Origin of the sequence: Ancylobacter tetraedralis, from assembly GCF_014195655.1 — a bacterium.
GTDB classification, from domain to species: Bacteria; Pseudomonadota; Alphaproteobacteria; order Rhizobiales; family Xanthobacteraceae; genus Ancylobacter; species Ancylobacter tetraedralis.
Genome location: NZ_JACICD010000002.1, coordinates 602,234 through 627,946 on the forward strand (window position 1 = coordinate 602,234; position 25,713 = coordinate 627,946).

The 25,713-nt window shown below is 68.9% G+C and carries 22 protein-coding genes; 12 read left to right on the plus strand and 10 right to left on the minus strand.

All coding sequences use genetic code 11. The features are described 5' to 3' along the window. Positions 1-13 precede the first annotated feature (13 nt). The 4 genes from gluQRS (at position 14) to FHS55_RS08155 (ending at position 3,934) form a co-directional block, all read left to right on the plus strand. Positions 14-916, plus strand: a complete 903-nt coding sequence (gene gluQRS / locus FHS55_RS08140) for a tRNA glutamyl-Q(34) synthetase GluQRS (RefSeq protein WP_183189192.1) — start codon at positions 14-16, stop codon at positions 914-916. 95 nt (positions 917-1,011) lie between these two features. Then, a complete protein-coding gene (locus FHS55_RS08145) occupies positions 1,012-2,268 on the plus strand; it encodes a glycerophosphodiester phosphodiesterase family protein (protein WP_246339927.1) in 1,257 nt (418 codons plus the stop codon). Positions 2,269-2,431: 163 nt separating this feature from the next. Continuing rightward, the gene (locus FHS55_RS08150) at positions 2,432-3,187 is read left to right on the plus strand and encodes a polyamine aminopropyltransferase (protein WP_183189196.1); all 756 of its coding nucleotides are present in this window, start codon (positions 2,432-2,434) and stop codon (positions 3,185-3,187) included. 45 nt (positions 3,188-3,232) lie between these two features. Then, positions 3,233-3,934 (plus strand): DUF2161 domain-containing phosphodiesterase, encoded by a 702-nt coding sequence (locus FHS55_RS08155; RefSeq protein ID WP_183189277.1) that lies wholly within the window; start codon positions 3,233-3,235, stop codon positions 3,932-3,934. Here FHS55_RS08155 and FHS55_RS08160 read toward each other — a convergent pair. Both FHS55_RS08160 and FHS55_RS08165 read right to left on the minus strand, forming a co-directional pair. After that, positions 3,915-4,859: an AEC family transporter gene (locus FHS55_RS08160; protein ID WP_183189197.1), complete on the minus strand. Its 945-nt coding sequence runs from the start codon at positions 4,857-4,859 to the stop codon at positions 3,915-3,917. The genes FHS55_RS08155 and FHS55_RS08160 overlap by 20 nt on opposite strands. 6 nt (positions 4,860-4,865) lie before the next feature. After that, positions 4,866-5,159, minus strand: a complete 294-nt coding sequence (locus tag FHS55_RS08165) for a hypothetical protein (protein ID WP_183189198.1) — start codon at positions 5,157-5,159, stop codon at positions 4,866-4,868. A 439-nt stretch (positions 5,160-5,598) separates the two neighbouring features. Here FHS55_RS08165 and FHS55_RS08170 point away from each other — a divergent pair, with 439 nt between their 5' ends. Then, positions 5,599-6,117: a fibroblast growth factor gene (locus FHS55_RS08170; protein ID WP_210286883.1), complete on the plus strand. Its 519-nt coding sequence runs from the start codon at positions 5,599-5,601 to the stop codon at positions 6,115-6,117. A 43-nt stretch (positions 6,118-6,160) separates the two neighbouring features. Here the strand turns inward: FHS55_RS08170 and FHS55_RS08175 are convergent, their stop codons facing one another. After that, positions 6,161-8,371: a primosomal protein N' gene (locus FHS55_RS08175; protein WP_183189199.1), complete on the minus strand. Its 2,211-nt coding sequence runs from the start codon at positions 8,369-8,371 to the stop codon at positions 6,161-6,163. 230 nt (positions 8,372-8,601) lie between these two features. Between FHS55_RS08175 and FHS55_RS08180 the strand changes: the two genes are divergently transcribed. The 3 genes from FHS55_RS08180 to FHS55_RS23705 all read left to right on the plus strand — a co-directional run bounded on the left by FHS55_RS08180 (position 8,602) and on the right by FHS55_RS23705 (position 10,274). Then, positions 8,602-9,588, plus strand: a complete 987-nt coding sequence (locus FHS55_RS08180) for a tyrosine recombinase XerC (RefSeq protein ID WP_183189200.1) — start codon at positions 8,602-8,604, stop codon at positions 9,586-9,588. A 9-nt stretch (positions 9,589-9,597) separates the two neighbouring features. After that, positions 9,598-10,032 (plus strand): VOC family protein, encoded by a 435-nt coding sequence (locus FHS55_RS08185; RefSeq protein WP_183189201.1) that lies wholly within the window; start codon positions 9,598-9,600, stop codon positions 10,030-10,032. 110 nt (positions 10,033-10,142) lie between these two features. After that, positions 10,143-10,274 carry a hypothetical protein gene (locus FHS55_RS23705; RefSeq protein ID WP_281379568.1) on the plus strand — a complete coding sequence of 44 codons (132 nt, stop codon included), beginning with the start codon at positions 10,143-10,145 and terminating at the stop codon, positions 10,272-10,274. Positions 10,275-10,385: 111 nt separating this feature from the next. Here the strand turns inward: FHS55_RS23705 and lpdA are convergent, their stop codons facing one another. From lpdA to zapE, 7 genes are all read right to left on the minus strand, one after another. Then, the gene (gene lpdA, locus FHS55_RS08190; RefSeq protein WP_183189202.1) at positions 10,386-11,786 is read right to left on the minus strand and encodes a dihydrolipoyl dehydrogenase; all 1,401 of its coding nucleotides are present in this window, start codon (positions 11,784-11,786) and stop codon (positions 10,386-10,388) included. Positions 11,787-11,815: 29 nt separating this feature from the next. Beyond that, on the minus strand, positions 11,816-12,457 hold the full coding sequence (locus FHS55_RS08195; protein ID WP_183189203.1) for a LysE family transporter: 642 nt from the start codon (positions 12,455-12,457) through the stop codon (positions 11,816-11,818). A gap of 28 nt (positions 12,458-12,485) precedes the next feature. Further along, positions 12,486-13,754 carry a 2-oxoglutarate dehydrogenase complex dihydrolipoyllysine-residue succinyltransferase gene (odhB, locus tag FHS55_RS08200; RefSeq protein WP_183189204.1) on the minus strand — a complete coding sequence of 423 codons (1,269 nt, stop codon included), beginning with the start codon at positions 13,752-13,754 and terminating at the stop codon, positions 12,486-12,488. 62 nt (positions 13,755-13,816) lie between these two features. After that, positions 13,817-16,798, minus strand: a complete 2,982-nt coding sequence (locus tag FHS55_RS08205) for a 2-oxoglutarate dehydrogenase E1 component (protein WP_183189205.1) — start codon at positions 16,796-16,798, stop codon at positions 13,817-13,819. A 290-nt stretch (positions 16,799-17,088) separates the two neighbouring features. Further along, the gene (mdh, locus tag FHS55_RS08210; protein ID WP_183189206.1) at positions 17,089-18,066 is read right to left on the minus strand and encodes a malate dehydrogenase; all 978 of its coding nucleotides are present in this window, start codon (positions 18,064-18,066) and stop codon (positions 17,089-17,091) included. Between the two features lie 157 nt (positions 18,067-18,223). Then, positions 18,224-18,943: a DUF1003 domain-containing protein gene (locus FHS55_RS08215; protein WP_183189207.1), complete on the minus strand. Its 720-nt coding sequence runs from the start codon at positions 18,941-18,943 to the stop codon at positions 18,224-18,226. Positions 18,944-19,016: 73 nt separating this feature from the next. After that, complete coding sequence (zapE, locus tag FHS55_RS08220; protein WP_246339928.1) at positions 19,017-20,237, minus strand: cell division protein ZapE; 1,221 nt, start codon at positions 20,235-20,237, stop codon at positions 19,017-19,019. 236 nt (positions 20,238-20,473) lie between these two features. Here zapE and FHS55_RS08225 point away from each other — a divergent pair, with 236 nt between their 5' ends. The 4 genes from FHS55_RS08225 to FHS55_RS08240 all read left to right on the plus strand — a co-directional run bounded on the left by FHS55_RS08225 (position 20,474) and on the right by FHS55_RS08240 (position 25,703). Then, positions 20,474-21,409 carry a trypsin-like peptidase domain-containing protein gene (locus FHS55_RS08225; protein WP_246339929.1) on the plus strand — a complete coding sequence of 312 codons (936 nt, stop codon included), beginning with the start codon at positions 20,474-20,476 and terminating at the stop codon, positions 21,407-21,409. A 215-nt stretch (positions 21,410-21,624) separates the two neighbouring features. Beyond that, on the plus strand, positions 21,625-22,302 hold the full coding sequence (locus tag FHS55_RS08230; protein ID WP_183189208.1) for a GNAT family N-acetyltransferase: 678 nt from the start codon (positions 21,625-21,627) through the stop codon (positions 22,300-22,302). 147 nt (positions 22,303-22,449) lie between these two features. Then, positions 22,450-25,032: a DUF3772 domain-containing protein gene (locus FHS55_RS08235; RefSeq protein ID WP_183189209.1), complete on the plus strand. Its 2,583-nt coding sequence runs from the start codon at positions 22,450-22,452 to the stop codon at positions 25,030-25,032. A 41-nt stretch (positions 25,033-25,073) separates the two neighbouring features. Beyond that, the gene (locus FHS55_RS08240) at positions 25,074-25,703 is read left to right on the plus strand and encodes a CAP domain-containing protein (RefSeq protein ID WP_246339930.1); all 630 of its coding nucleotides are present in this window, start codon (positions 25,074-25,076) and stop codon (positions 25,701-25,703) included. Positions 25,704-25,713: the final 10 nt, after the last annotated feature.

A 25,713-nucleotide genomic window follows, 5' to 3' on the forward strand; every position in this document is an offset into this window, starting at 1 on the left:
ACATCAAGGGGCGATGATCTCGCCCGCACGCCCCACCTTTCGTTTCGCCCCCAGCCCGAACGGGCTGCTGCATCTCGGCCATGCCCGCTCCGCCCTGCTCAACGCGGCCATGGCCGCACAGGCGGGCGGGGTATTGCTGCTGCGCGTCGAGGATATCGATCTCGCGCGCTGCCGCCCGGAATATGAGGCCGCGATCTGCGAGGATCTTGCCTGGCTCGGCATCGCCTGGGAGCCGCCCGCTCGCCGCCAGTCGGAGCATTTCGACGACTACCGGACCGCGCTCGTTCGGCTCGGCGAACTGGATCTGGTCTATGAGAGCTTCGAGAGCCGCGCGGATATCAACCGCGCGGTCCGGGATCGCCCGGACTGGCCGCGCGATCCCGATGGCGCGCCGCTGTTTCCCTTCCGCCGCATGGCCATGGGCGTCGACGAGCGTGCCCGCCGCCGCGCCGCCGGCGAGCCTTTTGCGCTGCGCCTCGACATGGCCCGCGCGGTCGCTTTGGCCGGCCCGCTCGACTGGCAAGAGCAGGGTGAAGGGGCGGGGCACGGGGCGGGGCACGCGGCGTCGATCGAGCCGCGCGCCGTTGCGGCGGATCCGCTCGCCTGGGGCGATGTGGTGCTCGCCCGCAAGGATGTGCCGACCAGCTACCATCTTTCCGTCGTGGTCGATGACGCGCTGCAGGGCGTGACGCATGTGGTGCGCGGGGCGGACCTGACGGCGGCCACCTCGGTGCACCGGCTGTTGCAGACGTTGCTCGATCTGCCGGCGCCGCTCTACACGCATCATTCGCTGCTGGTGGATCCACAGGGCCGCAAGCTCTCGAAGTCGCTCGGCTCGGAAAGCCTGCGCAGGCTGCGGGAGAACGGGGCAACGGCGCAGGAGGTGCGGCGGCTGGCGCTCGATGCCGTTGATTAGCCGGCATTATATCGGTGTCGCTGCGTAACATACCTGTCACCGCCGGCCTGTAGCCATGGCGGCGCCCTCTTCAGTCCCGCATGACGGAGCCTGCCATGAAGAAGCGTCTCGCCAGCCCCCTACTCGCCACGCCTCTCCTTGTTATCGCCTTCGCCGCCGGCTCCCTCGGTGCGGCCCTCGCCCAGGCGCCCGGCGGCCCCGCCGAACTGGGCCCGCGCCCGTTCTATCTGGTCGACCAGATGAAGGACGGCCCGCTCAAGGACGAACTCGCCCGCTGCAAGGGCCCGTTCACCACCAAGGGCTTCTCGATCTCGCATCGCGGCGCCCCGCTGCAGTTTCCCGAGCATACACGCGAAGGCTATCTCGCCGCCGCGCGCATGGGGGCGGGTGTCATCGAGTGCGACATCGCCTTCACCAAGGACCGCGAACTCGTCTGCCGCCACGCGCAGTGCGACCTGCACACCACGACCGACATTCTCGCCCGGCCGGAGCTGGCGTCGAAATGCACCAAGGGCTTCGAGCCCGCCGACCCCGCCACGGGCCGCAAGGCGAGCGCCAAGTGCTGCACCAGCGACCTGACGCTGGCCGAATTCCGCTCGCTCAAGCCGAAAATGGACGCCGGCAACCCCAATGCCACGACGGTGGCCGACTACATGAATTCCACGCCGCGCTGGCGCACCGATCTCTATGTCGACCGCGCCACCCTGATGTCGCACAAGGATTACATCGCGCTGGTGAAGTCGCTCGGCCTCAAGTTCACGCCCGAGCTGAAGACGCCGGAAGTGCCGATGCCGTTCGAGGGTGATTACACGCAGCAGGCCTATGCCCAGCAGATGATCGACGAGTACAAGGCCGCCGGCGTCGACCCCCGGGATGTCTACGCCCAGTCCTTCCTGCTCGATGACGTGCTGTACTGGCTCAAGAACGAGCCGGCCTTCGGCGCGCAGGCGGTGTTCCTCGACGATCGCGACGAGACCACCAAGGGCTTCGACAACATGAAGCCGGAGACCTGGCAGCCCTCCATGCAGGAACTGGCCGACAAGGGCGTGAAGATCCTCGCCCCGCCGCTGTGGATGCTGGTGACGGTGAAGGACGGCAAGGTCGTGCCGTCCGCCTATGCGCAGGAGGCCAAGAAGGCCGGGCTCGGGCTCATCGCCTGGTCACTGGAGCGCTCCGGCCCGCTGAAGGATGGCGGCGGCTATTACTACCAGTCGATCAAGTCCGTGACCGACCGCGATGGCGACACGCTGGCACTGCTCGATGTGCTGGCCCGCGACATCGGCGTGATCGGCGTGTTCTCGGACTGGCCGGCGACCACCACCTTCTACGCCAACTGCATGAAGCTGAACTGAGCGGCAGCGGGCGGCCGCATGAGTGCGACCGCCCATTTGGCTCTCGACATGCCGCGCGGGCCCGCGTGGCATGTCGACGTGGAAGCCTCGCGTGAAGGGCACTTGTCCTGTGCCGCGTCACGGGCGATAGGCGAGGGGCGCCTTTTTCCACGGATGCCCTGCGATGATTCCCTGGTCCCTCATCGACACCGCGAAAGTCCCCGATGGGTTCGGCGACCTGCGCCTGATGCGGCGTGGCGACGAATTTTCCATCATGACCGGCGCGACGGAATTGATGAACAGCCGCCTCAGCGGCTCGGAGAAGGCGCTCGCCACGCTGGTCTGCGAGCGTCTGCGCGAGCGCGCCGCGCCGCGCCTCCTGATCGGCGGGCTCGGCATGGGCTTCACCCTGCGCGCGGCGCTGGGCGAACTGGGGCCGCAGGCGCAGGTCGTGGTCGCCGAACTCGTGCCGGCCGTCATTGCCTGGGCCCGCGGGCCGATGGCGGAGATCTTCGGCACCAGCCTCGATGATTCCCGCGTCAGCCTGTTCGAGGGCGATGTCGCCGCCTCGATCCGCGCCGGCCGCGCCGCCTATGACGCGATCCTGCTGGATGTCGATAACGGCCCGGGCGGCCTGACCCGCGCCGCCAATGACGGGCTCTACAGCCCCGCCGGCCTTGCCGCCGCCCGCGCGGCGCTGCGCCCCGGCGGCATTCTCGCGGTGTGGTCCTCGGCCCCGGACAGCGACTTCACCGGCCGCCTGCGCCGTGGCGGCTTCACCGTCGAGGAGGCGCGGGTGCGGGCAAACGGCAAGGGCGGCGGCGCGCGCCATGTCATCTGGCTTGCCGCCAAGGCCGGGATATCGGCAAATCCGGCCGGGAGCTCGAAGCCGGCCGGGGGCGCGAGTCCGCCGCGCGCGCGCAGCCCCCGCACGCCTTGATCCCTATTGCGGATCATCCTCATTTCCCGCCCTGGAGTGCCGGTCCTGGAGACATCGCTTTACCTGCCGATCAAACGCTTTCTCGAAGCGCGTGGCTTCACCGTCAAAGGGGAGATCGGCGACTGCGATCTGGTCGCGCTGTCCCCGGAGGCCGAGCCGCTGGTGATCATCGGCGAGATGAAGCTGAGCTTCAATCTGGAACTCGTGCTGCAGGCGGTGGACCGCGCGAGCGCGTGCGACGAGGTGTGGCTGGCGGCGCGGGCCTCGCGGCGTGGCAAGGGCCGCGAGAGCGATTCGCGCTTTCGCAATCTCTGCCGCCGGCTGGGATTCGGCATGCTGGCGGTGTCGGAAGGCGGCGAGGTGAGCGTGCTGGTCAGTCCGGTCTCGCCCATGCCGCGCAAGGATCCGCGCCGCCGCGCGCGGCTGGTGGCGGAGCACACGCGGCGGCTCGGCGACCCGGCCGTGGGCGGCGCCTCCCGCGTGCCGATCATGACCGCGTATCGCCAGCAGGCGCTCGCCTGCGCTGCCGCGCTGGCCGCGGGCCCGCGGCGCCCGCGCGACCTGCGTGGCCGGGCTCCCGATGCGGGCAAGATCCTCATGAACAATGTCTATGGCTGGTTCATTCGCACCGAACGCGGCGTCTATGCGCTGACGCCGGCCGGGCTGGAGGCGCTGGCGCGCTGGCCGCAGGAGCAGGAGCAGGAGCAGGCCGCCGATGAGGCCGCTTCTACCCCACGCCCAGAATGAGCAGCCACACCGAGAGGGTGACGAGGCTCAGCGCGGTGGACAGCGAGACCGCGCCGGCCGAGGCGGCGACGCCCACCCTGTAGCGCTGCGCCAGCAGATAGGCGTTGATGCCGCTCGGCATGGCAGCGAAGGTCACGCACACGCCCGCCCAGACCGGGGGCATCGGCAGCACCCGGGTCAGCGCGTAGACGATGGCCGGATGGACGATCAGCTTCAGCACCGTGATGACCAGCGCCGGCCCGAGATCGCCGCGGATCGGGTAGCGGTGCAGGGCGAGGCCGAGCGAAATCAGCGCGCAAGGCGAGGCCGAGGCCGCCAGCATGTCGAAGACCTGCTTGGGGATGCCGCCCGGCACGAAGCCGACCAGCTTGGCGATGGCGCCGGCATAGATGCCGATCAGGATCGGGTTGCAGGCGAGCATGCGGCCGAGCTTCTGGAGCCCCGCCAGCGAAAGCCCGGCGGAGGCGCCCTCGGTCAGCACGGTCGCCACCATCATCATGATCGGCAGATGGACGGCGATCAGCAGGAACAGCGGCACCGCGCCCTCCGGCCCGAAGGCCGAGAGGATGAGCGGCACGCCGACGAACACGGTGTTCGCCTGGCCCGAGGTGAAGCCGTGGATCACCGCCTCGGTATGGCTGCGCCCGAACAGCCGCCGCGCCGCCAGCATGCCGAGTGCGAAGACGATGAAGGCGCCGGTGAAATAGGCGATCCAGTAGCCCCAGGGCTGCCCTTCATCGGGCAGCCTCGCCTCGGACAGCGTCTTGAAGATGAGCACCGGCACGGCGAGGCCGAACACGTATTCGGACAGCCCCTCGGCCGCTTTCTCCCGGATATATCCGGCGAGCGAGGCGAGGAAGCCGACGCCGATCAGACCGAACACCGGCGCCACGATGAGAGCGATGGCGCCGAGCTGGTTCAGCATGATCGATCAGGCCGCCACCGCGGCCGAGGCGCTTGAGACCAGATGCGAACTGCGCACCGGCACCATCACGTCGATCCGCGCCCACAGGCGCTCGGCGAGTTCCGCCGGCGCGGTGAAGCCGATCTCGGCGCGCATGGGGCGCAGGTCCGTCGGATCCAGCCGCTCGTCTTCCGGCGCGTCGAGCCGCACGCGCGTGGGCTGGACATTGTGGATGGCGAAGGGCTCGAGCAGGCGCAGCATCAGATTGGGATGGGCATCGGCCTCGACAACGAGGCGATGGCGGAGAAGACCGGCAGTCATGGCAATATCCGATGACGAAAGCAGCAGAACGGGGACGAGCGTCAGGAAACCCGGCCGATCCTGTCGGCCGGGCGACGAATTCGCCGCCCGAGGCGCATGCGCCCGCTCATTTCGTTCATCGACATCATGGCGTCAAAACTAGGCGCACCGCGCCGCGCCGTCAACGGTGCTTACCCGTTTCGCCCGCCGCAGGGGGAGGGCGGGGGAAGCGGCGCGGGCTCGAGCCGCGAGGCTCGCACCGAGGGTCGCGTCACCGTCGCGTCGTTTCGGTATTTCGATTGACGCTGAAGGCCCCCGGCGGCACGCTCGGCCCTGCCGGGCGGCTTTCAGCGCCGCCATCGCCACGGCGGCAGGCGCCGCCACCACAGGGGGCGCCGCACATGCAATATCGGAAGTGAACGGTCGATAGCGACACGCCATCCAGTTCGGGGAAGAAACGATGAGATTGGTTTATCTGGGCCTCGCCCTCGGCGCCGCGCTGCTCCTCTCCGCCTGCGGCGATCCGCAGCCCGGCCCTGCCGGCCCTCCCGGCCCGCAGGGCGCCGCGGGTCCGGCCGGTGCGCAGGGCACGGTCGGCCCGGCGGGTCCCGCGGGCCCGAAGGGCGATCCCGGTGTAGCGGGTCCGGCCGGCCCGGCAGGTCCCGCGGGTGCCGCCGGCCCGGCCGGGCCGGCTGGTCCCCAGGGCCCGGCCGGCATGGCGGGCGACAAGGGAGAGGCGGGCGAGGCCGGCAAGGCCGCCGAGGCGCCCGGCAGCGTGCGCGTCTATTCGCGCCGCGAATGCTTCTCGCCCGAGGGCTGCCACCTGACCTGCGAGGCCGATGAGGTGGTGGTGAACGCCTATCTCGCGCCGCGCGAGGGCGAGACCACCATCGTGAGCGAGCGGGAGGTGCATTTCGCGCCCAAGCCGGTGGATGCGAGCCGCGCTCCGCTCATGGTGCTCATCTGCGCCCGGCGCTAGGCGCGTGACGCGGGGGCGTCGCGCGATCCGCCGCTTGCGCGGGTCACAGGAAGCTCTGCGGGTCGATGTCGATCTCGACGCGCAGGCTGCCCGTGGCGCGCGGCGCTCCGGCCATCCAGCGCCGCACATAGGCGGAGAGGTCGAAGCCCCGCGCCGCGCGCGCCAGCAGGCGGAAGCGATGGCGCCCGCGCACCAGCGCCAGCGGCGCCTCCGCCGGGCCGAGCACGCGCACTTCGTCGGTGAAGGGTGAGCATGCCGCGACGGCGCGCGCATGCGACTGCGCGGCGTGGGCATCCGTGCCCGAGACGATGAGCGCGCAGAAGCGGCCGAAGGGCGGCAGGTGCGCCTCCTCGCGGATGGCGATCTCGCGGTCGTAGAAGGCGTCGCGGTCGCCGGCCACCAGCGCCTGCATCACCGGATGCTCGGGCATGTAGGTCTGCAGGAAGGCCCGCCCTTCCACCGTGTGGCGCCCGGCGCGGCCGGCCACCTGATGCAGCAACTGGAAGGTTCGCTCGGCGGCGCGCGGATCGCCCTGCCCGAGGCCCACATCGGCGTCGATCACCCCCACCATGGCGAGGCCGGGGAAATTGTGCCCCTTGGCGACCAGCTGGGTGCCGACGATCACGTCCACCTCGCCATCCTCGATCGCCTTGAGCTCGGCGCGCAGCCGCTCCACTCCGCCGGCAAGGTCGGAAGAGAGCACCTGCAGGCGTGCTTCCGGCATCAGCGCCTGCACCTCCTCGTGCAGCCGCTCGACGCCCGGACCACACGGGATGAGCGCGTTCGGCTCATGGCAGTTCGGGCATTCGGTCGGCACCGGCGTGGCATAGCCGCACTGGTGGCATTCCAGCCGGCGGCGGAAGCGATGTTCCACCAGCCAGGACGAGCAGGACGGGCACTTGATGCGGTGGCCGCAGGCGCGGCACAGGGTGAGCGGGGCATAGCCGCGCCGGTTGAGGAAGAGGAGCGCCTGCCCGCCGGCCGCCACCGTGCGCTCCATTTCCGCCGCGAGGCGCGGGGCGATCCAGCGCCCGCGTGGCGGGCCTTCGCGACGCAGGTCGATCGGCTCGAGGCGCGGCACCTGCGTGCCGGCGAAGCGCTCGGGCAGGGCAAGCCGGGTGTAGCGCCCGCGCCGCGCATTCACTTCCGTTTCGATCGAGGGGGTGGCGGAGACCAGCACCACCGGTCCGCCCTCCAGCCGCGCGCGCACCACCGCCATGTCGCGGGCGTGGTAATGCACCCCGTCTTCCTGCTTGTAGGCGCTGTCATGCTCCTCATCGACGATGATCAGGCCGAGATCGGCGAAGGGCAGGAACAGCGCCGAGCGCGCCCCCGCCACCACGCGCACCTCGCCGCTGGCGACGCCCCGGAACACCCGCCCGCGCCTCTTCGAGCCGACAGCCGAATGCCATTCCGCCGGCTTCACGCCGAAGCGGCGGGCGAAACGATCGAGAAACGCCTGGGTGAGGGCGATTTCCGGCATCAGGATCAGCGTCTGCCGCCCTTGTCGGATGGTTTCCGCCACGGCCTCGAAATAGGTCTCGGTCTTACCGGAGCCGGTAACGCCGTCGATCAGGAAGGGGCGGAAGGCCCGGGCCTTCACCGCGTCCACAAGGCGCGCGGCGGCCTCGCCTTGCGCGGGCAGCAGGTCGGGGCGGGCATGGTCGGGGTCGGGCGCCTCGGCGGCCGGTTCCGGCGGCAACACGAGCGTTTGCAGCACGCCGTCATCGATCAGCCCATCAATGACCGAGGGCGACACGCCGGCCTCGCGCGCCGCATCCGTCTTGGAGCGGACGAAGCCGTCCGCCAGCGCCTCGATCACGCGGGCGCGCGCCTTGGTCGCCCTGTCGGGCCGCGTGTCGGTGAGCCGCACGCCGGTGCGCTCGCGGGCGATGCCGGCGCTCTCGTCATGGCGCAGCGCGAGGCGCAGCACCATGCCCGGTGGGGAAACGGTATATTCCGCGATCCAGCGGATGAAATCGATCATCTCCGGCCGGAGCGGGGCGACGTCATAGCGGCGCTGGATCGACTTGAGCTTGGCCGGGTCGACCGGCGCGGCGCCCTCCGCCCGCGGCCACACGCAGCCGAGCATGTTGCGCGTGCCCAGCGGCACCACCACGATGTCGCCCGGCGCCACCTCCAGACCCTCGGGCACGCGGTAGGAATAGGCCGTGCCCACCGCGAGGGGCAGCAGCACATCGACCACCCGCTCGTGACGCGGGAAGAGGAGAAGGGAATCGGCGGGGCTGGGCATGGTGGGCCTTCATAGCGCATTCGCAACGACGATGCCGTCCTCGCGGAGGTCTCCTCGCCTCTCTCCCGAGGGCGTGAGCGGCAGGGGGGCGACGGCTCGCCGCCGGGCCTCTCCATGGCCATGCGGCGAGCTTTCCCGCCGGTCGTGCGCGGCGACCTCGGCGAAACTTAAGGATCGTGTGGCACTCTCGCCAGTGGATCGACGAGCAGGTTGTTCGGAAGGGCAGGGTGATGGCGGCAAGCGATGCACAGAAGGCGGCTCGGGCGGAGCGGGCGCTGCTCGCCGGCGCGGCGCCGGATGTCGGCGCGGCGCTGACGGCGTGGCTAGCCCGGCTCGGTCATGAGCGGCGGCTCTCGCCGAAGACGCGCGAGGCCTATGCGCGGGATGTGGCGACCTTTCTCGGCCTTCTGGCGCGCCATCTCGGCCGCGTGCCGGACCTCAGGGCGCTGGCCGACATGCACCCGCGCGACGTGCGGGCGGTGATCGCCGCGCGACGCGCCGAGGGCATCGAGCCGCGCACGCAGATGCGCTTCCTCGCCGCCGCGCGCTCCTTCGGCCGGCACATGGAGCGCGAGGGGCTGGGCAAGGTCGGTGCGCTCACCGCCGTGCGGGCGCCGCGCATTCCCCGCACCCTGCCGCGCCCGCTCTCGCCCGCCGATGCCCGCGCCATGGCCGACCCGGCCACGCGCGCCGGCGAGGATCGCGAGCCCTGGGTGCTGGCGCGCGACGCGGCGGTGATCGCGCTGCTCTATGGCTCGGGCCTGCGCATTTCCGAGGCGCTCGGGCTGATGCGCCGCGACATGCCGGAGCCCGGGCGCGGCGACCAGATCATCGTCCACGGCAAGGGCAACAAGACCCGCATGGTGCCGGTGCTCAAGGCGGTGCTGGAGGCTGTCGAGGCCTATGCCCGCGCCTGCCCGCATGAGCTGGAGCCGGCCAGCCCGCTGTTCCGCGGCGTCAAGGGCGGGCCGCTCTCCCCGCGTATCGTGCAGCAGGCGGTGGAGCGCATGCGCGGCAGCCTCGGCCTGCCCGACAGCGCCACGCCGCACGCGCTGCGCCATTCCTTCGCGACGCATCTGCTCAGCCGCGGCAGCGACCTGCGTTCGATCCAGGAACTTCTCGGCCACGCCTCGCTGTCCACCACGCAGATCTATGCGGCGGTGGATTCGGTGGCGCTGATGGCGGCATGGAAGGCGGCGCATCCGCGCGCGCGATAGGAGGAGACGATGCACCACGTTCGGCCGGTCATCGAACACATGTCGATCGGCGTCGCGGATTTCGAGCGCGCGCGCGCCTTCTATGACGCGGTGCTGGCCCCGCTGGGCTTCGTGCGGGTGATGACGTTCACGGAGGCGGAGGGCGAATCGGCCTGCTGGGGACCTTTGGGCGAATTGCCCTCGCCCGAGGGCACGCCCGGCGCCGCGCCGTTCTGGATCCAGCATCGGGCGGACACGGTGACGCCGCCGCCCGGCTTCCACCTCTGCTTCATGGCGCCCTCGCGCATGGCGGTGGACGCGTTCCACGCGGCGGGACTGCGGTTCGGCGGGAGTGACGAGGGCCCGCCCGGCCTGCGTCCGCATTATGGCGAGGGCTATTACGCCGCCTTCCTGTTCGATCCCGATGGCTGGAAGATCGAGGCCGTGACCTACACGGATGCGTGAGACAACGGCTTTTATCTTCCCTTAGGTTATTAGCCACCGCTGGCGTGCTTTTCATCGCGCCCGCCGGGCGTACACTGGCTGTCATCCGAAGCAGCCAGAGGAGACCACGCATGAAGAAGATTGTGACGGCCCTGTGCGCCCTGTCCTTCACCGCCGCCCTCTCGGGCGCCGCGCTGGCGGATTGCTACCAGGGCCATGCCTCGGCCAAGCCCCCGGTGGCGACCGACACCAAGGGCAGCTGATCCTTCCCCATTCCTCCGCCAAACGCGACGGCCCGGAGAGCGCTCTCCGGGCCGTCGTCGTTTTCATCGCGGGTATGGCGCCGCGTGGGCGCCGCTTGGGCGCCCACGCGCTCACATGTGGATGGCGCGCTTTTCCACCGCCATCGCCGCTTCCTTCACCGCTTCCGAGCGGGTCGGGTGGGCGTGGCAGGTCCGGGCGAGGTCTTCCGAGGAGCCGCCGAACTCCATCAGCACCGCCGCCTCGTGGATCAGTTCGCCCGCCTCGACGCCGATGATGTGCACGCCGAGCACACGGTCGGTGGTCTCGTCCGCCAGCACCTTCACGAAGCCGTCGGTCTCGTCATTGGCCTTGGCGCGGCCATTGGCGAGGAAGGGGAACTTGCCGACCTTGTAGGCGATGCCGGCCTCCTTCAGTTCCTCCTCGGACTTGCCGACGGAGGCCACTTCCGGAGAGGTGTAGACCACCGCCGGAATGACGTCGTAATTCACATGGCCGGCCTGCCCGGCCAGCAGTTCGGCGATGGCGACGCCCTCGTCCTCAGCCTTGTGGGCCAGCATCGGGCCGGCGATCGCGTCGCCAATGGCGAAGATGCCCGGCACGTTGGTGCGGTAATAATGGTCGGTGACGACGCGCCCGCGCTTGTCGGTCTCGACGCCCAGCGCCTCCAGCCCCAGCCCTTCCGTGTAGGGCACGCGACCGATGGCGACGAGCACGACGTCGGCCTCCAGCACCTCGGCCGCCCCGCCGGCCGCCGGCTCCACGGAGACCTTGAGCGTCTCGCCGCTGGTATCCACGCCCGTCACCTTGGAGCCGAGCTTGAAGGCGACGCCCTGCTTCTGCAGGATGCGCTGGAAGGACTTGGCCACGTCGAGATCCATGCCGGGCAGAATACGGTCGAGATATTCGACCACGGTGACCTCGGCACCAACCCGGCGCCACACGCTGCCAAGCTCCAGCCCGATGACGCCCGCGCCCACCACGAGCAGCTTGCCCGGCACCTTCTCCAGCGCGATGGCGCCGGTGGAGGAGACGACGCGGGTCTCGTCGATGGTGATGCCGGGAAGCTTCGCCACATCCGAGCCGGTGGCGATGACGATGGCGGTGGCCTCCAGCGCCTGCGAGCCGCCGGCAGCGAGCGCCACCTCGACCTTTCCGGGCGCCGTGATGGTGGCGGTGCCGTGGAACGTGTCGATCTTGTTCTTCTTCATCAGGAAGGCGACACCCTTGGTGTTGCCCTCAACGGCCTGGTCCTTGAAGGCGAGGAAGGCGGCATGGTCGAGCTTCGGCGTGTCGACCACGATGCCGAGCTTGGCAAAGTTGTGGCTCGCCTCCTCGAACAGGTGCGAGGCGTGCAGCAGCGCCTTGGAGGGGATGCAGCCAATGTTGAGGCAGGTGCCGCCGAACGTGGCGCGCTTCTCGACCACCGCGACCTTGAGCCCGAGCTGGGCGGCACGAATGGCGCACACATAGCCGCCGGGGCCGGTGCCGATGACGACAAGATCGTAGGACATGGACGCAGCTTCCCTGAATTCGAACGCGGTCAGCCCGCCTTCTGGACGGCGAGGCGAAGGCCGAGCAGCACGAAGGTTGCACCGGTCAACCGGTTGAACCAGCGGCCACCCGCCGCGAAGCGTGCCCGCACGGCGGGGTTGGTGAAGAACAAGGTGACGCCGGCAAACCAGGCGATGAGCGCGCTCGCCATGCCGATGCCATAGAGAAAGACCACCGGAACCGGCGTCTCATGGCTCACCATCGCCGAGAACAGCGACAGGAAGAACAGTACCGGCTTCGGGTTGAGCGCATTGGTGAGGAAGCCCATGCCGAAGCATCCGGCGAGCGAGGCGCCGCGCGCCGCGCCGGCCTCGGCCGCAAAGGACGCCTCGTTGAACGCCATCGGCTTCTCGAAGAAGGAGCGGATGCCGAGATAGACGAGATAGCCGACGCCCAGCCACTTGATCAGCGCGAACAGCGCCAGCGACTGGGAGACGATGAGCCCGATGCCGAGGATGGTGTAGGAGATGTGGAAGAGCAGCGAGGCGCCGATGCCGAAGCTGGTGATGAGCGCCGCCTTGCGGCCATGCACCACGCTCTGGCGCACGACGAGGGCGAAATCCGCCCCCGGCGCCACGATAACCACCGCGAACACGGCCATCAGCGCCGCGAATTCGCTCACATAGCTCATCACATCCTCCGCGTGCCCGATCTGCGGATCACAGATCCAGCACCAGCCGGGTCGGGTCCTCCAGCGCTTCCTTGACGCGGACGAGGAAGGTCACCGCGCCCTTGCCGTCGACGATGCGGTGATCGTAGCTCAGCGCCAGATACATCATCGGGCGGATGACGATCTGGCCCTTCACCACGACGGGCCGCTCCTCGATGCGGTGCATGCCGAGAATGCCGGACTGCGGCGCGTTGAGGATCGGGGTCGACATCAGCGAGCCGTAGATGCCGCCATTGGTGATGGTGAAGGTGCCGCCCTGCAGGTCCTCGATGCCGAGCTTGCCGTCGCGCGCCTTGCGACCATAGCCGGCAATGGCCTTCTCGATGCCTGCGATGGACAGCGTGTCGGCATCGCGCACCACCGGCACGACGAGACCCTTGTCGGTGCCGACCGCGATGCCGATATTGTAGTAGTTCTTGTAGACGAGGTCCTGCCCGTCAATCTCGGCATTGACCTCGGGCACGTCCTTCAGGGCCTGGATGACGGCCTTGGAGAAGAAGCCCATGAAGCCGAGCTTCACGCCGTGCTTCTTCTCGAACACGTCCTTGTACTGCGCGCGCAGGCTCATCACCGCCGACATGTCGACATCGTTGAAGGTGGTGAGCATGGCGGCGCTGTTCTGCGCGTCCTTCAGCCGCCGGGCGATGGTCTGGCGCAGCTTGGTCATCTTCACCCGCTCCTCGCGCACGGCATCGGCCGGCACGGAGGGAGCGCGCACCGTCACCGGGGCGCTGGCGGCGGGAGCCGGGGCGGCGACGCTGGTGGCGATGGCGGCGAGCATGTCGCCCTTGGTCACGCGGCTGTCCTTGCCGGAGCCGGCGAGCAGGGCCGGGTTGATGCCCGATTCCGCCGCGAGCTTGGCCACCGCCGGGCCGTTGGCACCCGCGGGAGCCGCCGCCTGAGCGGGAGCCGCCGGGGCCGCCGCGGGAGCTTCGGTCTTCGCAGCTTCCGCCTTGGGAGCTTCCGCCTTTACGGGAGCGGCCGGTGCGGCGGCGGGTGCCGCCTTGGCGCCCGCACCCGCACCCGCACCGATGGAGCCGAGCAGCGCGCCGACACCGACCGTCTCGCCGTCCTTGGCGATGATCTCGGAGAGCACGCCGGCCGCCGGGGCCGGAACTTCGATCGTGACCTTGTCGGTCTCCAGCTCGACGATCGGTTCATCGGCGGCGACCGCCTCGCCAGCCTTCTTGAACCACTTGCCGATAGTTGCCTCGGTGACCGATTCGCCCAGCGTCGGGACGCGGATCTCGGTGGCCATGCTCTTAATTCCTCACCGTTTGCCGACCAGATGGCCGGCGCTCCCTCAGGGTATGCGGATCGTCAGCCCAGCGCGTCCTGCAGGAACGCCTTGAGTTGCGCAAGATGCTTGGACATCAGGCCGGTCGCCGTGGCGGCAGAGGCCGGACGGCCGGTATAGCGCGGCCGCGCCGAGGCGGAGCCGGCCTGTTCCAGCACCCATTCCAGATAGGGCTGCACGAAGGCCCAGGCGCCCTGGTTCTTCGGCTCTTCCTGGCACCAGGCCACTTCCGCCTGCTTGAAGCGGGAGATTTCCTGCACCAGCGTCTTGAGCGGGAACGGGTAGAGCTGCTCCACGCGCAGGAGGTAGATATCGTCGGCGCCCCGGCGCTCGCGCTCCTCGTACAGGTCGTAATAGACCTTGCCCGAACACAGCACGACGCGGCGGATCTCGCTGTCCGGCTTCAGCTTCACCGCCTCGGGGGGCAGGGTCGCCGCGTTGGAGCGGTCGGCATCGTCCCACAGCACGCGGTGGAAGGTGGTCTGCGGGCCAAGCTGCGCCAGCGTGGAGGTGGCGCGCTTGTGGCGCAGCAGGCTCTTCGGCGTCATCAGGATCAGCGGCTTGCGGAAGTCGCGCTTCAGCTGACGGCGCAGGGCGTGGAAATAATTCGCCGGCGTCGTCAGGTTGGCGACCTGCATGTTGTCCTCGGCGCACATCTGCAGGAAGCGCTCCAGGCGGGCCGAGGAATGTTCCGGGCCCTGGCCTTCATAGCCGTGCGGCAGCAGGCAGACGAGGCCCGACATGCGCAGCCACTTGCGCTCGCCCGAGGACAGGAACTGGTCGAACACCACCTGCGCGCCGTTGGCGAAGTCGCCGAACTGGGCTTCCCACAGGGTCAGCGCGTTCGGCTCGGAGAGCGAGTAGCCATATTCGAAGCCGAGCACCGCTTCTTCCGAGAGCATCGAGTTGATGACCTCGTACTGGGCCTGCCCCGCGCGCACATGGTTGAAGGGCGTGTAGCGATCCTCGTTCTCCTGGTCGGTCAGCACGGAGTGGCGCTGCGTGAAGGTGCCGCGCTCGCTGTCCTGGCCGGACAGGCGCACCCGGTTGCCGTCGAGCAGCAGCGTGGTGAAGGCGAGTGCCTCGGCGGTCGACCAGTCGATGCCCGTGCCGTCCTCCACGATCGCCTTGCGGCGGGCGTCGAGGAAGCGCTGGATGGTGCGGTGGAGGTGGAAGCCCTCCGGCACGGTGGTGATCTTCTCGCCGATCTCCTTGAGCACGGCGAAATCGACGCCGGTATTGCCGCGGCGCGGATCGTCCTCGCCGGCGGCGGCCTTGAGGCCCGCCCAGCGCCCGTCCAGCCAGTCGGCCTTGTTGGGCTTGTAGGCCTGGCCGGCCTCGTATTCGCCATCGAGCTTGGAGCGCCACTCGGCGCGCATGCGGTCGAGCTCGCCCGGCTCGATCACGCCCTCGGCCTCCAGCTTCTTCGAATACAGCTCCAGCGTGGTCGGGTGCTGCTTGATGAGCTTGTACATCAGGGGCTGGGTGAAGGCGGGCTCGTCGCCTTCATTGTGGCCGAAGCGGCGGTAGCAGAACATGTCCACCACCACGGGCTTGTGGAAGCGCTGGCGGAACTCGGTGGCGATCTTGGCGGCGAAGGTCACGGCTTCCGGGTCGTCGCCATTGGCGTGGAAGATCGGCGCCTCGATGGTCTTGGCGACATCCGAGGGGTAGGGCGAGGAGCGCGAATTGCCGGGATAGGTGGTGAAGCCGATCTGGTTGTTGATGATGAAGTGGATCGAGCCGCCGGTGCGGTGCCCCTTCAGGCCCGACAGGCCGAAACACTCGGCCACCACGCCCTGGCCGGCAAAGGCGGCGTCGCCGTGCAGCAGCAGCGGCAGCACCTGGCTGCGCTCGGTATCGCCCAGCTGGTCCTGCTTGGCGCGCGCCTTGCCCAGCACGACGGGATCGACGATTTCCAGATGCGAGGGATTGGCGGTCAGCGACAGGTGCACCTGGTTGCCGTCGAACTCGCGGTCCGAGGAGGCGCCGAGATGGTACTTCACGTCGCCCGAGCCCTCGACGTCGTCCGGCGCCCAGGAGCCGCCCTTGAATTCGTGGAACAGCGCGCGGTGCGGCTTGCCCATTACCTGGGTCAGCACGTTCAGACGGCCGCGATGGGCCATGCCGAACACGACCTCCTTCACGCCGAGATTGCCGCCGCGCTTGATGATCTGTTCGAGCGCGGGGATCAGGCTCTCGCCGCCGTCAAGGCCGAAGCGCTTGGTGCCGGTGTAGCGCACGTCGAGGAACTTCTCGAAGCCCTCGGCCTCCACCAGCTTGTTGAGGATGGCGCGCTTGCCTTCGCGGGTGAAGGTGATTTCCTTGTCCGGCCCCTCGATGCGCTCCTGGATCCACGCCTTCTCCTCGGGCGAGGAGATGTGCATGAACTCGACGCCGAGCGTCTCGCAATAGGTGCGCTGGAGAATGGCCACCATCTGGCGCACGGTGGCGAATTCCATGCCGAGCACGTGGTCGATGAAGATCGGCCGGTCGAGATCGGCTTCGCGGAAGCCGTAGGAGGCGGGGTCGAGCTCGGGCGCGGGGTGCACCGGCTCCAGACCCAGCGGGTCGAGCTTGGCATGCAGGTGGCCGCGCATGCGGTAGGCGCGGATCATCATCAGCGCCTTGACCGAGTCGCGCGTGGCCTGCTGCACATCGGTCGAGGTCAGTTCGACGCCAGCCTTCTGCGCCTTCTCGGCGACCTTGGCCTCGACCTTCCTGCCGACCGCCTTCTCGGTCTCGATCCAGTTGCCGTCGAGCGCCGAGACGAGTTCGCCATTGGCGTGGATCGGCCAGCCGGGCTTCTTCCAGGAGGCGCCGCGCGCGCTCTTCTCGACATCGGCCGGGGCGTCCTTGAGCCCGGCGAAGAAGGCCTGCCACTCGGCGTCGACCGCGTTCGGGTCGGCCTCGTAGCGGGCGTAGAGATCCTCGATCCAGGCGGCATTGGCGCCGTAGAGGAAGGACGTATTCAGGAAGGCTTCGTTCAAGTCCGCGCGCGACATTGTCGGCTCCTGAGGGACCAATGGTCCGATGGAGGCAATTTTCTGCCGGATGTCCGGCTTCGCCGAGGGCGTTGTCGGACTCCGGTCGCCCCGGACCCTCGGGGCAATGGCTCGATAGAACCTATATAGGTCTCGTGTTCACTTCATGAATACCGCAGGATTGCGGCACGGCGGTGCTCATCGGCAACAGGTCGCTGCGGTCGGCAGCCGCTGCGGCACCCGTCGGGGCGTCGCAGGCGGCATGGCGGAGCGGCGGCGGAACCTTGGCGGCTCGCCGCGCGCCGGTCAGGTCACTTGCCCAGGCCGGAGGCGAGGTCGGGGGCGATCTTCTGGCACTCGGCGACCAGTTCCTTCACCGAGGCGACCGACTTGTCGAGCATGGCCTGCTCGGTCGCATCGAGCGAGATTTCGACGATGCGCTCGACGCCGCCGGCGCCGATGATGACCGGCACGCCGAGATAGAGGTCGTCCTGGCCGTATTGGCCGGAGAGGAAGGCCGCGGCCGGCAGCAGGCGCTTCTTGTCGCGCAGATAGGAGGTCGCCATCTCGATGGCCGAGGCGGCGGGGGCGTAGAAGGCCGAGCCTGTCTTGAGCAGGTTGACGATCTCGCCGCCACCCTTGCGGGTGCGATCGACGATGGCGTCGAGCTTGGCCTGCGTGGTCCAGCCCATCGCGACGAGGTCCGGCAGCGGAATGCCGCCGACGCCGGAATAACGCACCAGCGGCACCATGTCGTCGCCATGCCCGCCGAGCACGAAGGCGTTGACGTCCTCGACCGAGACGTTGAACTCGTCGGAGAGGAAATAGCGGAAGCGCGCCGAATCCAGCACGCCGGCCATGCCCACCACCTTGTGGGTCGGCAGGCCCGAGGCCTTCTGCAGCGCCCACACCATGGCGTCGAGCGGATTGGTGACGCAGATCACGAAGGCGTCGGGGGCGAATTTGGCGATGCCCGCGCCGACCTGCTGCATCACCTTGAGGTTGATGTCGAGCAGGTCCGAGCGGCTCATGCCGGGCTTGCGCGGAACGCCGGCGGTGACGATGACCACGTCGGCACCCGCGATGCCCTCATAGCCGTTGGTGCCGACCAGCTTGGCGTCGAAGCCGAGGACGGGGGAGGCTTCCGCAATGTCGAGGCTCTTGCCCTGCGGGATACCTTCGGCCACGTCGAACAGGATGACGTCGCCGAGTTCCTTGAGGCCTGCCAGAAGGGCGAGAGTGCCGCCGATCTGGCCGGCCCCGATCAGTGCAATCTTAGCTCGAGCCATGAGATTTCCTGACTTTCCGAGAGGGGGTGCGGCGCTCCGCCGCGCGGGCATCCGATAGCCCTTATCGCCGCCCGGTTCAAGCGAACACGCCCCGCCCGCCGTGAGGTCAGGCTACGACTTTGCGCGTATTCGTTTTGGCATACGAAATACTGAATGCCTAACGTCGGCGTGCCGCCAAGTCTTCCATAAGCTCGATCTGGATGGTCTGGATCTCGGTCAGGCGTTCCCACTGATGCGTGAGCATGTGATCGATCTTCTCGTGCAGGTGCCGGATTTCCAGCTCGGCCTTGAGATTGACCCGATAGTCGTTTTCCGAACGCAACCGGTCTTTCGACTCCTGCCGTTTCTGGCTCATCATGATGACCGGCGCCTGCAGCGCGGCGATGCAGGACAGCACGAGATTGAGCAAAATGAAGGGGTAGGGGTCGAACCCGCCGACTAGGCCGAGGATGTTCAGCGCCATCCAGATGTTGATGAACACCATGAAGGAGATGATGAAGGTCCAGCTGCCGCCGAACGAGGCAATGGCGTCCGCCGCCTGCTCGCCGAAGGTGCGGTGCTGGTCGATTTCCGCCTCGACATTGGCGGTGAGGATGTCGTTCTGCGCGAGGCTGTCGATGACGTCATGGTCGAGCTGGGTGAGGTCGCCGCGCTCGGCCTGCAGGGTCGCGGCGATGTAGGCGGCCCTCTCCCGCGCCAGCGCCGGGCGGGAGATGTATGCGTCCGGCGCAATGCCGGGATGCGCGGCGCGTATATGATCGGCCAGCGCGGGGCGCAGCATGTCGAGCTGGACGGCATCGCGCTGGGAAACGATCTTTCCCGTCAGTGCGCAGCTATGCTCCCGCAACTCGTTTCCGTGATGATGTCGACTGCTCATGAGCCCACGCGCTGGTGATGGAGAGGCGGAACCACAGAAGAAGCCGCGCCGCCGTCCCGATCAAGCCCGCAGGTCAGGTTTCGACAAGGCCCGTCGTGTCGCCGGAGGCTTCGGAATCGCCGCGGCCGTGCGGACGCGCAATATAGTCGCTGGAGCGCATCTCATGCAGGCGCGAGACGGTGCGTGCCCATTCGAACGCTTCCGCCCCTTCCGTGCCGAGATAGAGATCCTCCGGCTCGGCCGCGGCGGAGGCGACCAGCTTGACGCCCTTCTCGTAGAACTCGTCGATCAGCGTGATAAAGCGCTTGGCCTCGTTGCGCCGGTCCTGGTCGAGCTGGGGAATGTGGTCGATCACCACCGTGTGGTAGGCGCGCGCGATGCGCAGATAGTCCGAGGCGCCGAGCGCCGCGGCGCACAGGTCCTCGAAGCTGAAGCGCGCCGCCCCGCCGCCCGCGCGCGGCACGCGGATGATGCGGCCGGCGGAACTGATGCTGGCGGGCGCGCCGCCATCATTGCCGGCGATGCGATGCCAGATCTTCTCCATCTCGCGGTCGATCTGCGCCATGGAATGGTCGTCGTCGGGCACGAACCAGATCCGCACGCCGCCAAGCTTTTCCATGCGGTAGTCGGTGGGCGACTCGATACGCACCACCTCCATGTGTTTCTCGATCATGGCGATGAAGGGCAGGAACAGCGCCCGGTTGAGGCCGCCCTTGTAGAGATCTTCCGGCGCCACGTTGGAGGTGGCGACGATGACGACGCCGAGGTCGAACAGCTTCTCGAACAGCCGGCCCAGGATCATCGCATCGGCGATGTCGGTGACGTGGAACTCGTCGAAGCACAGGAGCCACGCTTCTTCATAGAGCGCGGCGGCGACCAGGGCGATCGGGTCGGCTTCCTTGATCCGGCCGGCCTTCATGTCGGCCCGCACCTTGAAGATGCGGGCGTGCACGTCGGCCATGAATTCGTGGAAATGCGCGCGGCGCTTGCGCTTGCGCACCGCCACGCTTTCGAAGAACAGGTCGGCCAGCATGGTCTTGCCGCGCCCGACCGCCCCGTGGATATAGAGCCCGCGCACACGCGGAATGGTGTCCTCTCGACGGGCGAACAGCCAGCCGAGCGCGGAGGATTTGCGGGCCAGGCGGCGGCTGGCGATGCGCTGTTCCAGCTGCGCGAGGGCGGCGACCACCTTGGCCTGGCCGGAATCGGGGGCGATGTCCCCGGCCGCCATCCGCGCGACGTAACGCGCCGCGAGCACCGAGCCGCCAGCTTCCGCGGTGAGCATGTCCGCCATCTCGGGACACTCCAGACTGTTGCAGCGCACGCATTAGCCGCCCCGTCCCCTCGGGGCAAGCGGCCAGACCCGATCTCCGACGAAGTGGCAAGGCGCCCGCCGCGCCAGCATGTCGCCACGCCGCGCGCGGCCTTGACGCCGACACGATCCTCCGCAGACTGGCCTCGTCAGACGGGCCCGCGTCCGGGGTAGAGACCGGCGCGGGAGGAGACGGGGCGGAGGAGACGGGGCGGGGCATGCACCAGGAACCGATCCGTGCGAAGACCATGAGCCCCGTTCGGCGCCGGGGAACGGGGTCGCGGCGGATGGCGAACTGCTTCGCCAGGCGCGTGCGACTTACCGGATGGCCGGCCCTCTGGCTCGGCTGCCTGTGGCTGGGCCTGATCGCCGGGGCCGGCGGGCCGGCGCTGGCGCGCGACCTTCCGTCCTCGCTCATCATCATCGACACGGACGGCCGGATGGCGCCGGAGGTGTTCGCCCATGTCGTCGGGCTGTCGTCCCGCGAGCTTGCCACGCGCTTCGGCGCGACCGGCGTGGTGCATTGCGGCGGGGCGGTGGGCACCGGTCAGCTGGTCGGCGCGGCCAATGTGCTGGTGACGGCCGCGCATGTGCTGTTCGCGCCGGATGGTACCGCGCGCGCCAGCGGCCCGGCCTGCGGCTTCGTGATCGAGGTCGGCGGCCAGCGCCGGATCGTGCCGATCGACATGGAGCGGGTGTTGACCGGCTCGCGCGAGCCTTACGACGCACCGGCCCTGCAGGACTGGGCGGTGGCTCCGCTCGCGGCCGTCGTCGCGGGCGCGCGACCCTATCCGCTGGCGCCGGCGATGGCGGTGCCGGGGGAAGTGGTGCTCGCGGCGGCGGCCAGCACCGCCGGCGTGACGCGGCGAACCCTGGAGCGTTGCCGGGCACGCACGGTCACGGCGCGCGGCGAGGGCGGGCTGCGGGAAGTGGCGATCGACTGCGATGCCGAGGGCGGCACCTCGGGCGCGGCGCTGCTGAGCGAGCAGGGCGGCTTTCTCGGCGTCTATGTCGGCTTCCGCTCGTTCCATCCCGGCGAGGCGGGGCCGTTCTCGATGAGCCACTACAATTTCGCCGTCACGGCGGAGGGCCCGCTGCGGCGCGCCATCGTGAAGGCCGCCGGCACCGGCGAGGCGCTCAGCGCCAGCCGCTGAACGGCAAGGTCCCGTGCCGCCCCGATGGAGTGTGTTCCTACGCATTGCGCCGCCTGGCAAAGCGGCGCAGTAATTCTGCGGCTCGCTGGCGTCCGTGAAGACGGTACATGGAAGACGGCGCATGCGAGCCATGCAGATGCAGGAGTTGCCTTCTTGTGCGATGCGCATATTTCTGCTGCGCCGCAACAAGGAATGTGGCCGGCGGGATAGAAGCCATGCCTGCGATCGAACAGAGCGCCCCGATTTCCGATAGCCGCGCGCCATTGCGCGCGCCGGAGCCTGCGAATACCTCCACGCCCCATCACCATGTCGACCCGGCCGAGGGTCAGATCCGCAAGGTGCTGCCGGCCGAGCGTCATTTGCTGGTCGAACATTTGCTGCGGCTCGATCCGCTCAGCCGTTTCATGCGCTTCGGCGGTGTCGTCTCCGATGGCGCCATCGCCCGTCACGGCACCCGCGTCACGAGCGGTGATGCGATGGCGATCGGCTATTTCGTCGACGGTGAATTGCGCGCCGTCGCGGAGCTGCACCCGCTTCCGCGGCGCGCCGGCAAGCCGGCCTCGGCCGAGGCGGCGTTCAGCGTCGAGCGGGAATTCCAGGGTAAAGGCATCGGCTCCGCGCTGATGCGCCATCTCGTGCTGCTGGCGCAGAATCGCGGCATCGAGGAGCTGCAGGTGGTATTCCTGCCGAGCAACGCGCCGATGAAGAACCTCGCCGTGCATCATGCCGCCAATTTCTCGATGGACGACGACGAGATGATCGGCCGCGTCCAGGCCCCGCACGCCACCGTGTTTTCGCGCCTGCGGGAGTTTCTCGGCGATGTCTTCGCCGTCTGCTCCGCCGCTTTCGACCTGCAGGAGCGCACGCTTCCGCCCTCGATGCGCGGGAACTGAGCGTGCGCCGGGTCCCCTGCCGGGGCGCCGGGCAAGGCGTGGCGGTGGTCTGAGGGCCGGGCGGTAACTTTGCGTTAACGTCTTCGCCTTGACTTGGCCCTTATCCCACCGGAGACAGGGGCACTCACGCTCCAATACGATCCGGTCATGGCTCAACGCACATTCGCAACGGCTCGCGCGATCGCCGGGCGGCGGCGCCCGCACATTTCCTTCGCCGATATCGGTGCGATGCTGCGGCCCACCGCGACGACGCTCATCGTTCTTACCGCGTGGCTTTGCCTCGCGCTTGGCACGCTCGCCCCCATGGCGGCAGGGGCGCAGGGCGCGCTGTCGCCCGAGCAGCAGGTCCTGCAGGACAAGCTGGAGGGCCAGCGCGCCGTGGTCGATGGCGTCGAGGCGGCGCTGGGGCGTGACGGGCTGCGTTCCGAGGATCTCGATGGGCTCCGCGCCCGGCTCGACCCCGTTCGCGGCAACCTGAGCGCCGGCATCGCCATTCTCGATCCGGCGGTGGCCGACCTCTACAAGCGCCTGCAGGAACTGGGGGCCAAGCCCGCCGCCGACGCGCCGCCGGAGAGCGAATCCATTGCCCGCGAGCGCGAGTCGCTGGAGACGCGGGCGAGCGCGCTGGACGGACTGCTGAAGCAGGTGCGGCTGATCAACGTGCGCGCGGACCAGCTGTCCGACCGAATCACCAGCCGACGCCGCGCCTTGTTCACCGATACGCTGCTGGCGCGGTCCTTCAGCGTGCTCGATCCCAATCTGTGGATCTCCGCCGTCTCCTCCATTCCGGTGGAAATCCGCGGCATCCGCTATCTCCTGACCGACTGGCGGGCCTATGCGGATGCCCGCATGTCGCGCACCGGACAGGTGCTGGTCGGCCTTGGCGCGCTGGGCATCATCGCCCTCGTCGTGTTCCTGCAGAACATGTTCAGCAGGCCCTTGCGGCGGGTGGATCTTGATGTCGACGGCGAGCCGCTGTCCCCGCTCAAGGTGACGGGGCTGTCGGCGCTGGTCGCCATCATCGGCATGGCGGCGGCGCCGGCCGCGACGCTGGCCGTGATGGCGCTGCTGAATGCCTTCGACCTCGTGCCGCCGCGCGTGGTGGAGATTTCCCAGGGCGTTCTGATCGCCGTGTGCATCCTCGCCGTCGGGCGCGGCCTGCTGGCCGGCGCGCTGGCGCCGATGTCGCCGCGCCGTCGCGTGGTGCCGGTGTCGGACGAGATGGCGCAGCTGATCTACCGCAACGCGGCGCTCGGCCTCTGGATTGTCGCGACCGCTGTCGTGCTCAGCACCATCCACCGGGCGCTCGTCGCGCCGGTGCCGCTCACCGTGGCGACGGCGGCGGGCATGGCGCTGGCACTGGTGCTGATGGCCGGGCGCACCATGCGCGCGCTCGGCGAACTCGCCGACGGGCCGGACGCCGACGAGGGCGAGGAGGCCAAGGGCGATGCAAGGATCGAGGCGAAGCCAGAGGCCAAGAGCGAGACCAAGAACGAGACGAAATCGGATGGTGGCGGTCCCTCGCAGACCATGCTGCAGTGGATCCGCTTTCCCTTCTGGGTGCTGAACGCCACCATCGTCGCGGCGCTGGTCGCCGGCTATGTCAGCGTGGCCTCCTACCTCGCCTCGCGCTCGCTGTTTGCCGTGGTGCTGGCGGGCGCGCTCTACCTCATCATCGCGCTGATCAACGCGGTGTTCATCGACGGCATCGCCTCGGGCCCGCGCGCGCGCCATGTCGCCAAGACGCTCGGCGTGCGTCCGGCCAGCCTCGAATTGCTGGCGCTGCTCGTCGCCGGCGTGTGCAAGGCATTGGCGACGGTCATCGTGCTGGTGATGGTGATCGGCACCTTCGGCACCTCCACCGCCGATGTCCGCGATCTGGTCAGCCGCATCACCTTCGGCTTCACCATCGGCACCTCCACCATCACGCTGGGCGACGTGCTGAGCGCGGTGATGTTCCTGGTGGTCGGCATCGTCATCGCCCGCGCCATCCAGCGCTGGTTCGCCGTAGCGATCCTGCCGAAGACCTCGTTCGACCAGGGCCTGCAGAACTCGATTTCCACCATTATCGGCTATGTCGGCTCGATCGCCGTCATCGCCATGTCCATGGGCCAGATTGGCCTCAACCTGCAGAACATCGCCCTGGTCGCCGGTGCGCTCTCGGTCGGTATCGGTTTCGGCCTGCAGTCCATCGTGTCGAATTTCGTCTCCGGCCTCATCCTGCTGGCGGAACGGCCGATCCGCGTCGGCGACACCATCTCGGTGAAGGGCGAGGAAGGCTATGTGCGCCGCATCAGCGTGCGCGCGACCGAGATCGAGACCTTCGACCGCGCGGCGGTGGTCATTCCCAATTCCGACCTCATCACCGGCATGGTGAAGAACTTCACCCACGCCAACACCACGGGGCGGGTGATCGTGGCGGTGAATGTCGCCTATGATGCCGATGCCGACGAGGTGCGCGACATCCTCATCGGCTGCGCCTGCGACCACCCGCAGGTGCTGCGCTCGCCGCCGCCGCGCGTGTTCCTGATGGCGTTCGGCGACAGCTACCTGAAATTCGAGCTGCGCTGCGTCGTCGCCAATGTCGATTACGCGCTCACCGTGAAGAGCGACCTGCATTTCGCGGTGCTGGACCGGATGAAGGCGGCGCAGATCGGTATTCCCTACACGCCCTGGAACATCTATCGCGGCGGCCCGATCGGCACGCCGCCGCCGGCCGCCGACGACTGATCCTCTCTTCGCCCGTCCCACCTCGGACCCACGAGACCTTGATGCTCCCCATGTCGCCGACGCGCCTTGCCATCGCCCTTCTCGTGCCCCTGCTTCTGGCGGGCTGCGCCAGCGAGCCGACCACGATCGCGGTCAACGATACGTTCTACGCGAACATCGCCAAGGGCGGAGCGCTCGATCCGCAAGCGGCGGCCTCGCTCCTGAGCGACTACCGGCAGGCGCGCGGCCTGCCGGCGGTGACGATCGACCCCACGCTGATGGCGGTGGCCGAGCGGCAGGCCAAGACCATGGCGGCGGCCGACCAGCTCTCGCACGACATTGGCGGGCGCTCGCTCATCGTGCGGCTGAAGGCGGCGGGCTTCTCCGGGCTGAAGGCGGCGGAGAATGTGGGCGCCGGCTATCACACGCTGGCCGAAGCCTTTTCGGGCTGGCGCGATTCGCCCTCGCACAACAAGAACATGCTGATGCCCGGCGTGACCCGGCTCGGCATCGCCGCCGTGCGCGCGCCGCGCTCCAAATACAGCGTGTACTGGGCCATGGTGCTCGGCGTGCCCGATCCGAAGGTGGAAGCCGCGCAGCAGGCCGCAACCGCGCCGGCCGCGCAACCCCCCACCGCTCCGGCATCCGGCACCACGCAGCTGCAGTTCGGCGGCGCGCCAATGCCGCAATAGGGCACGCGCC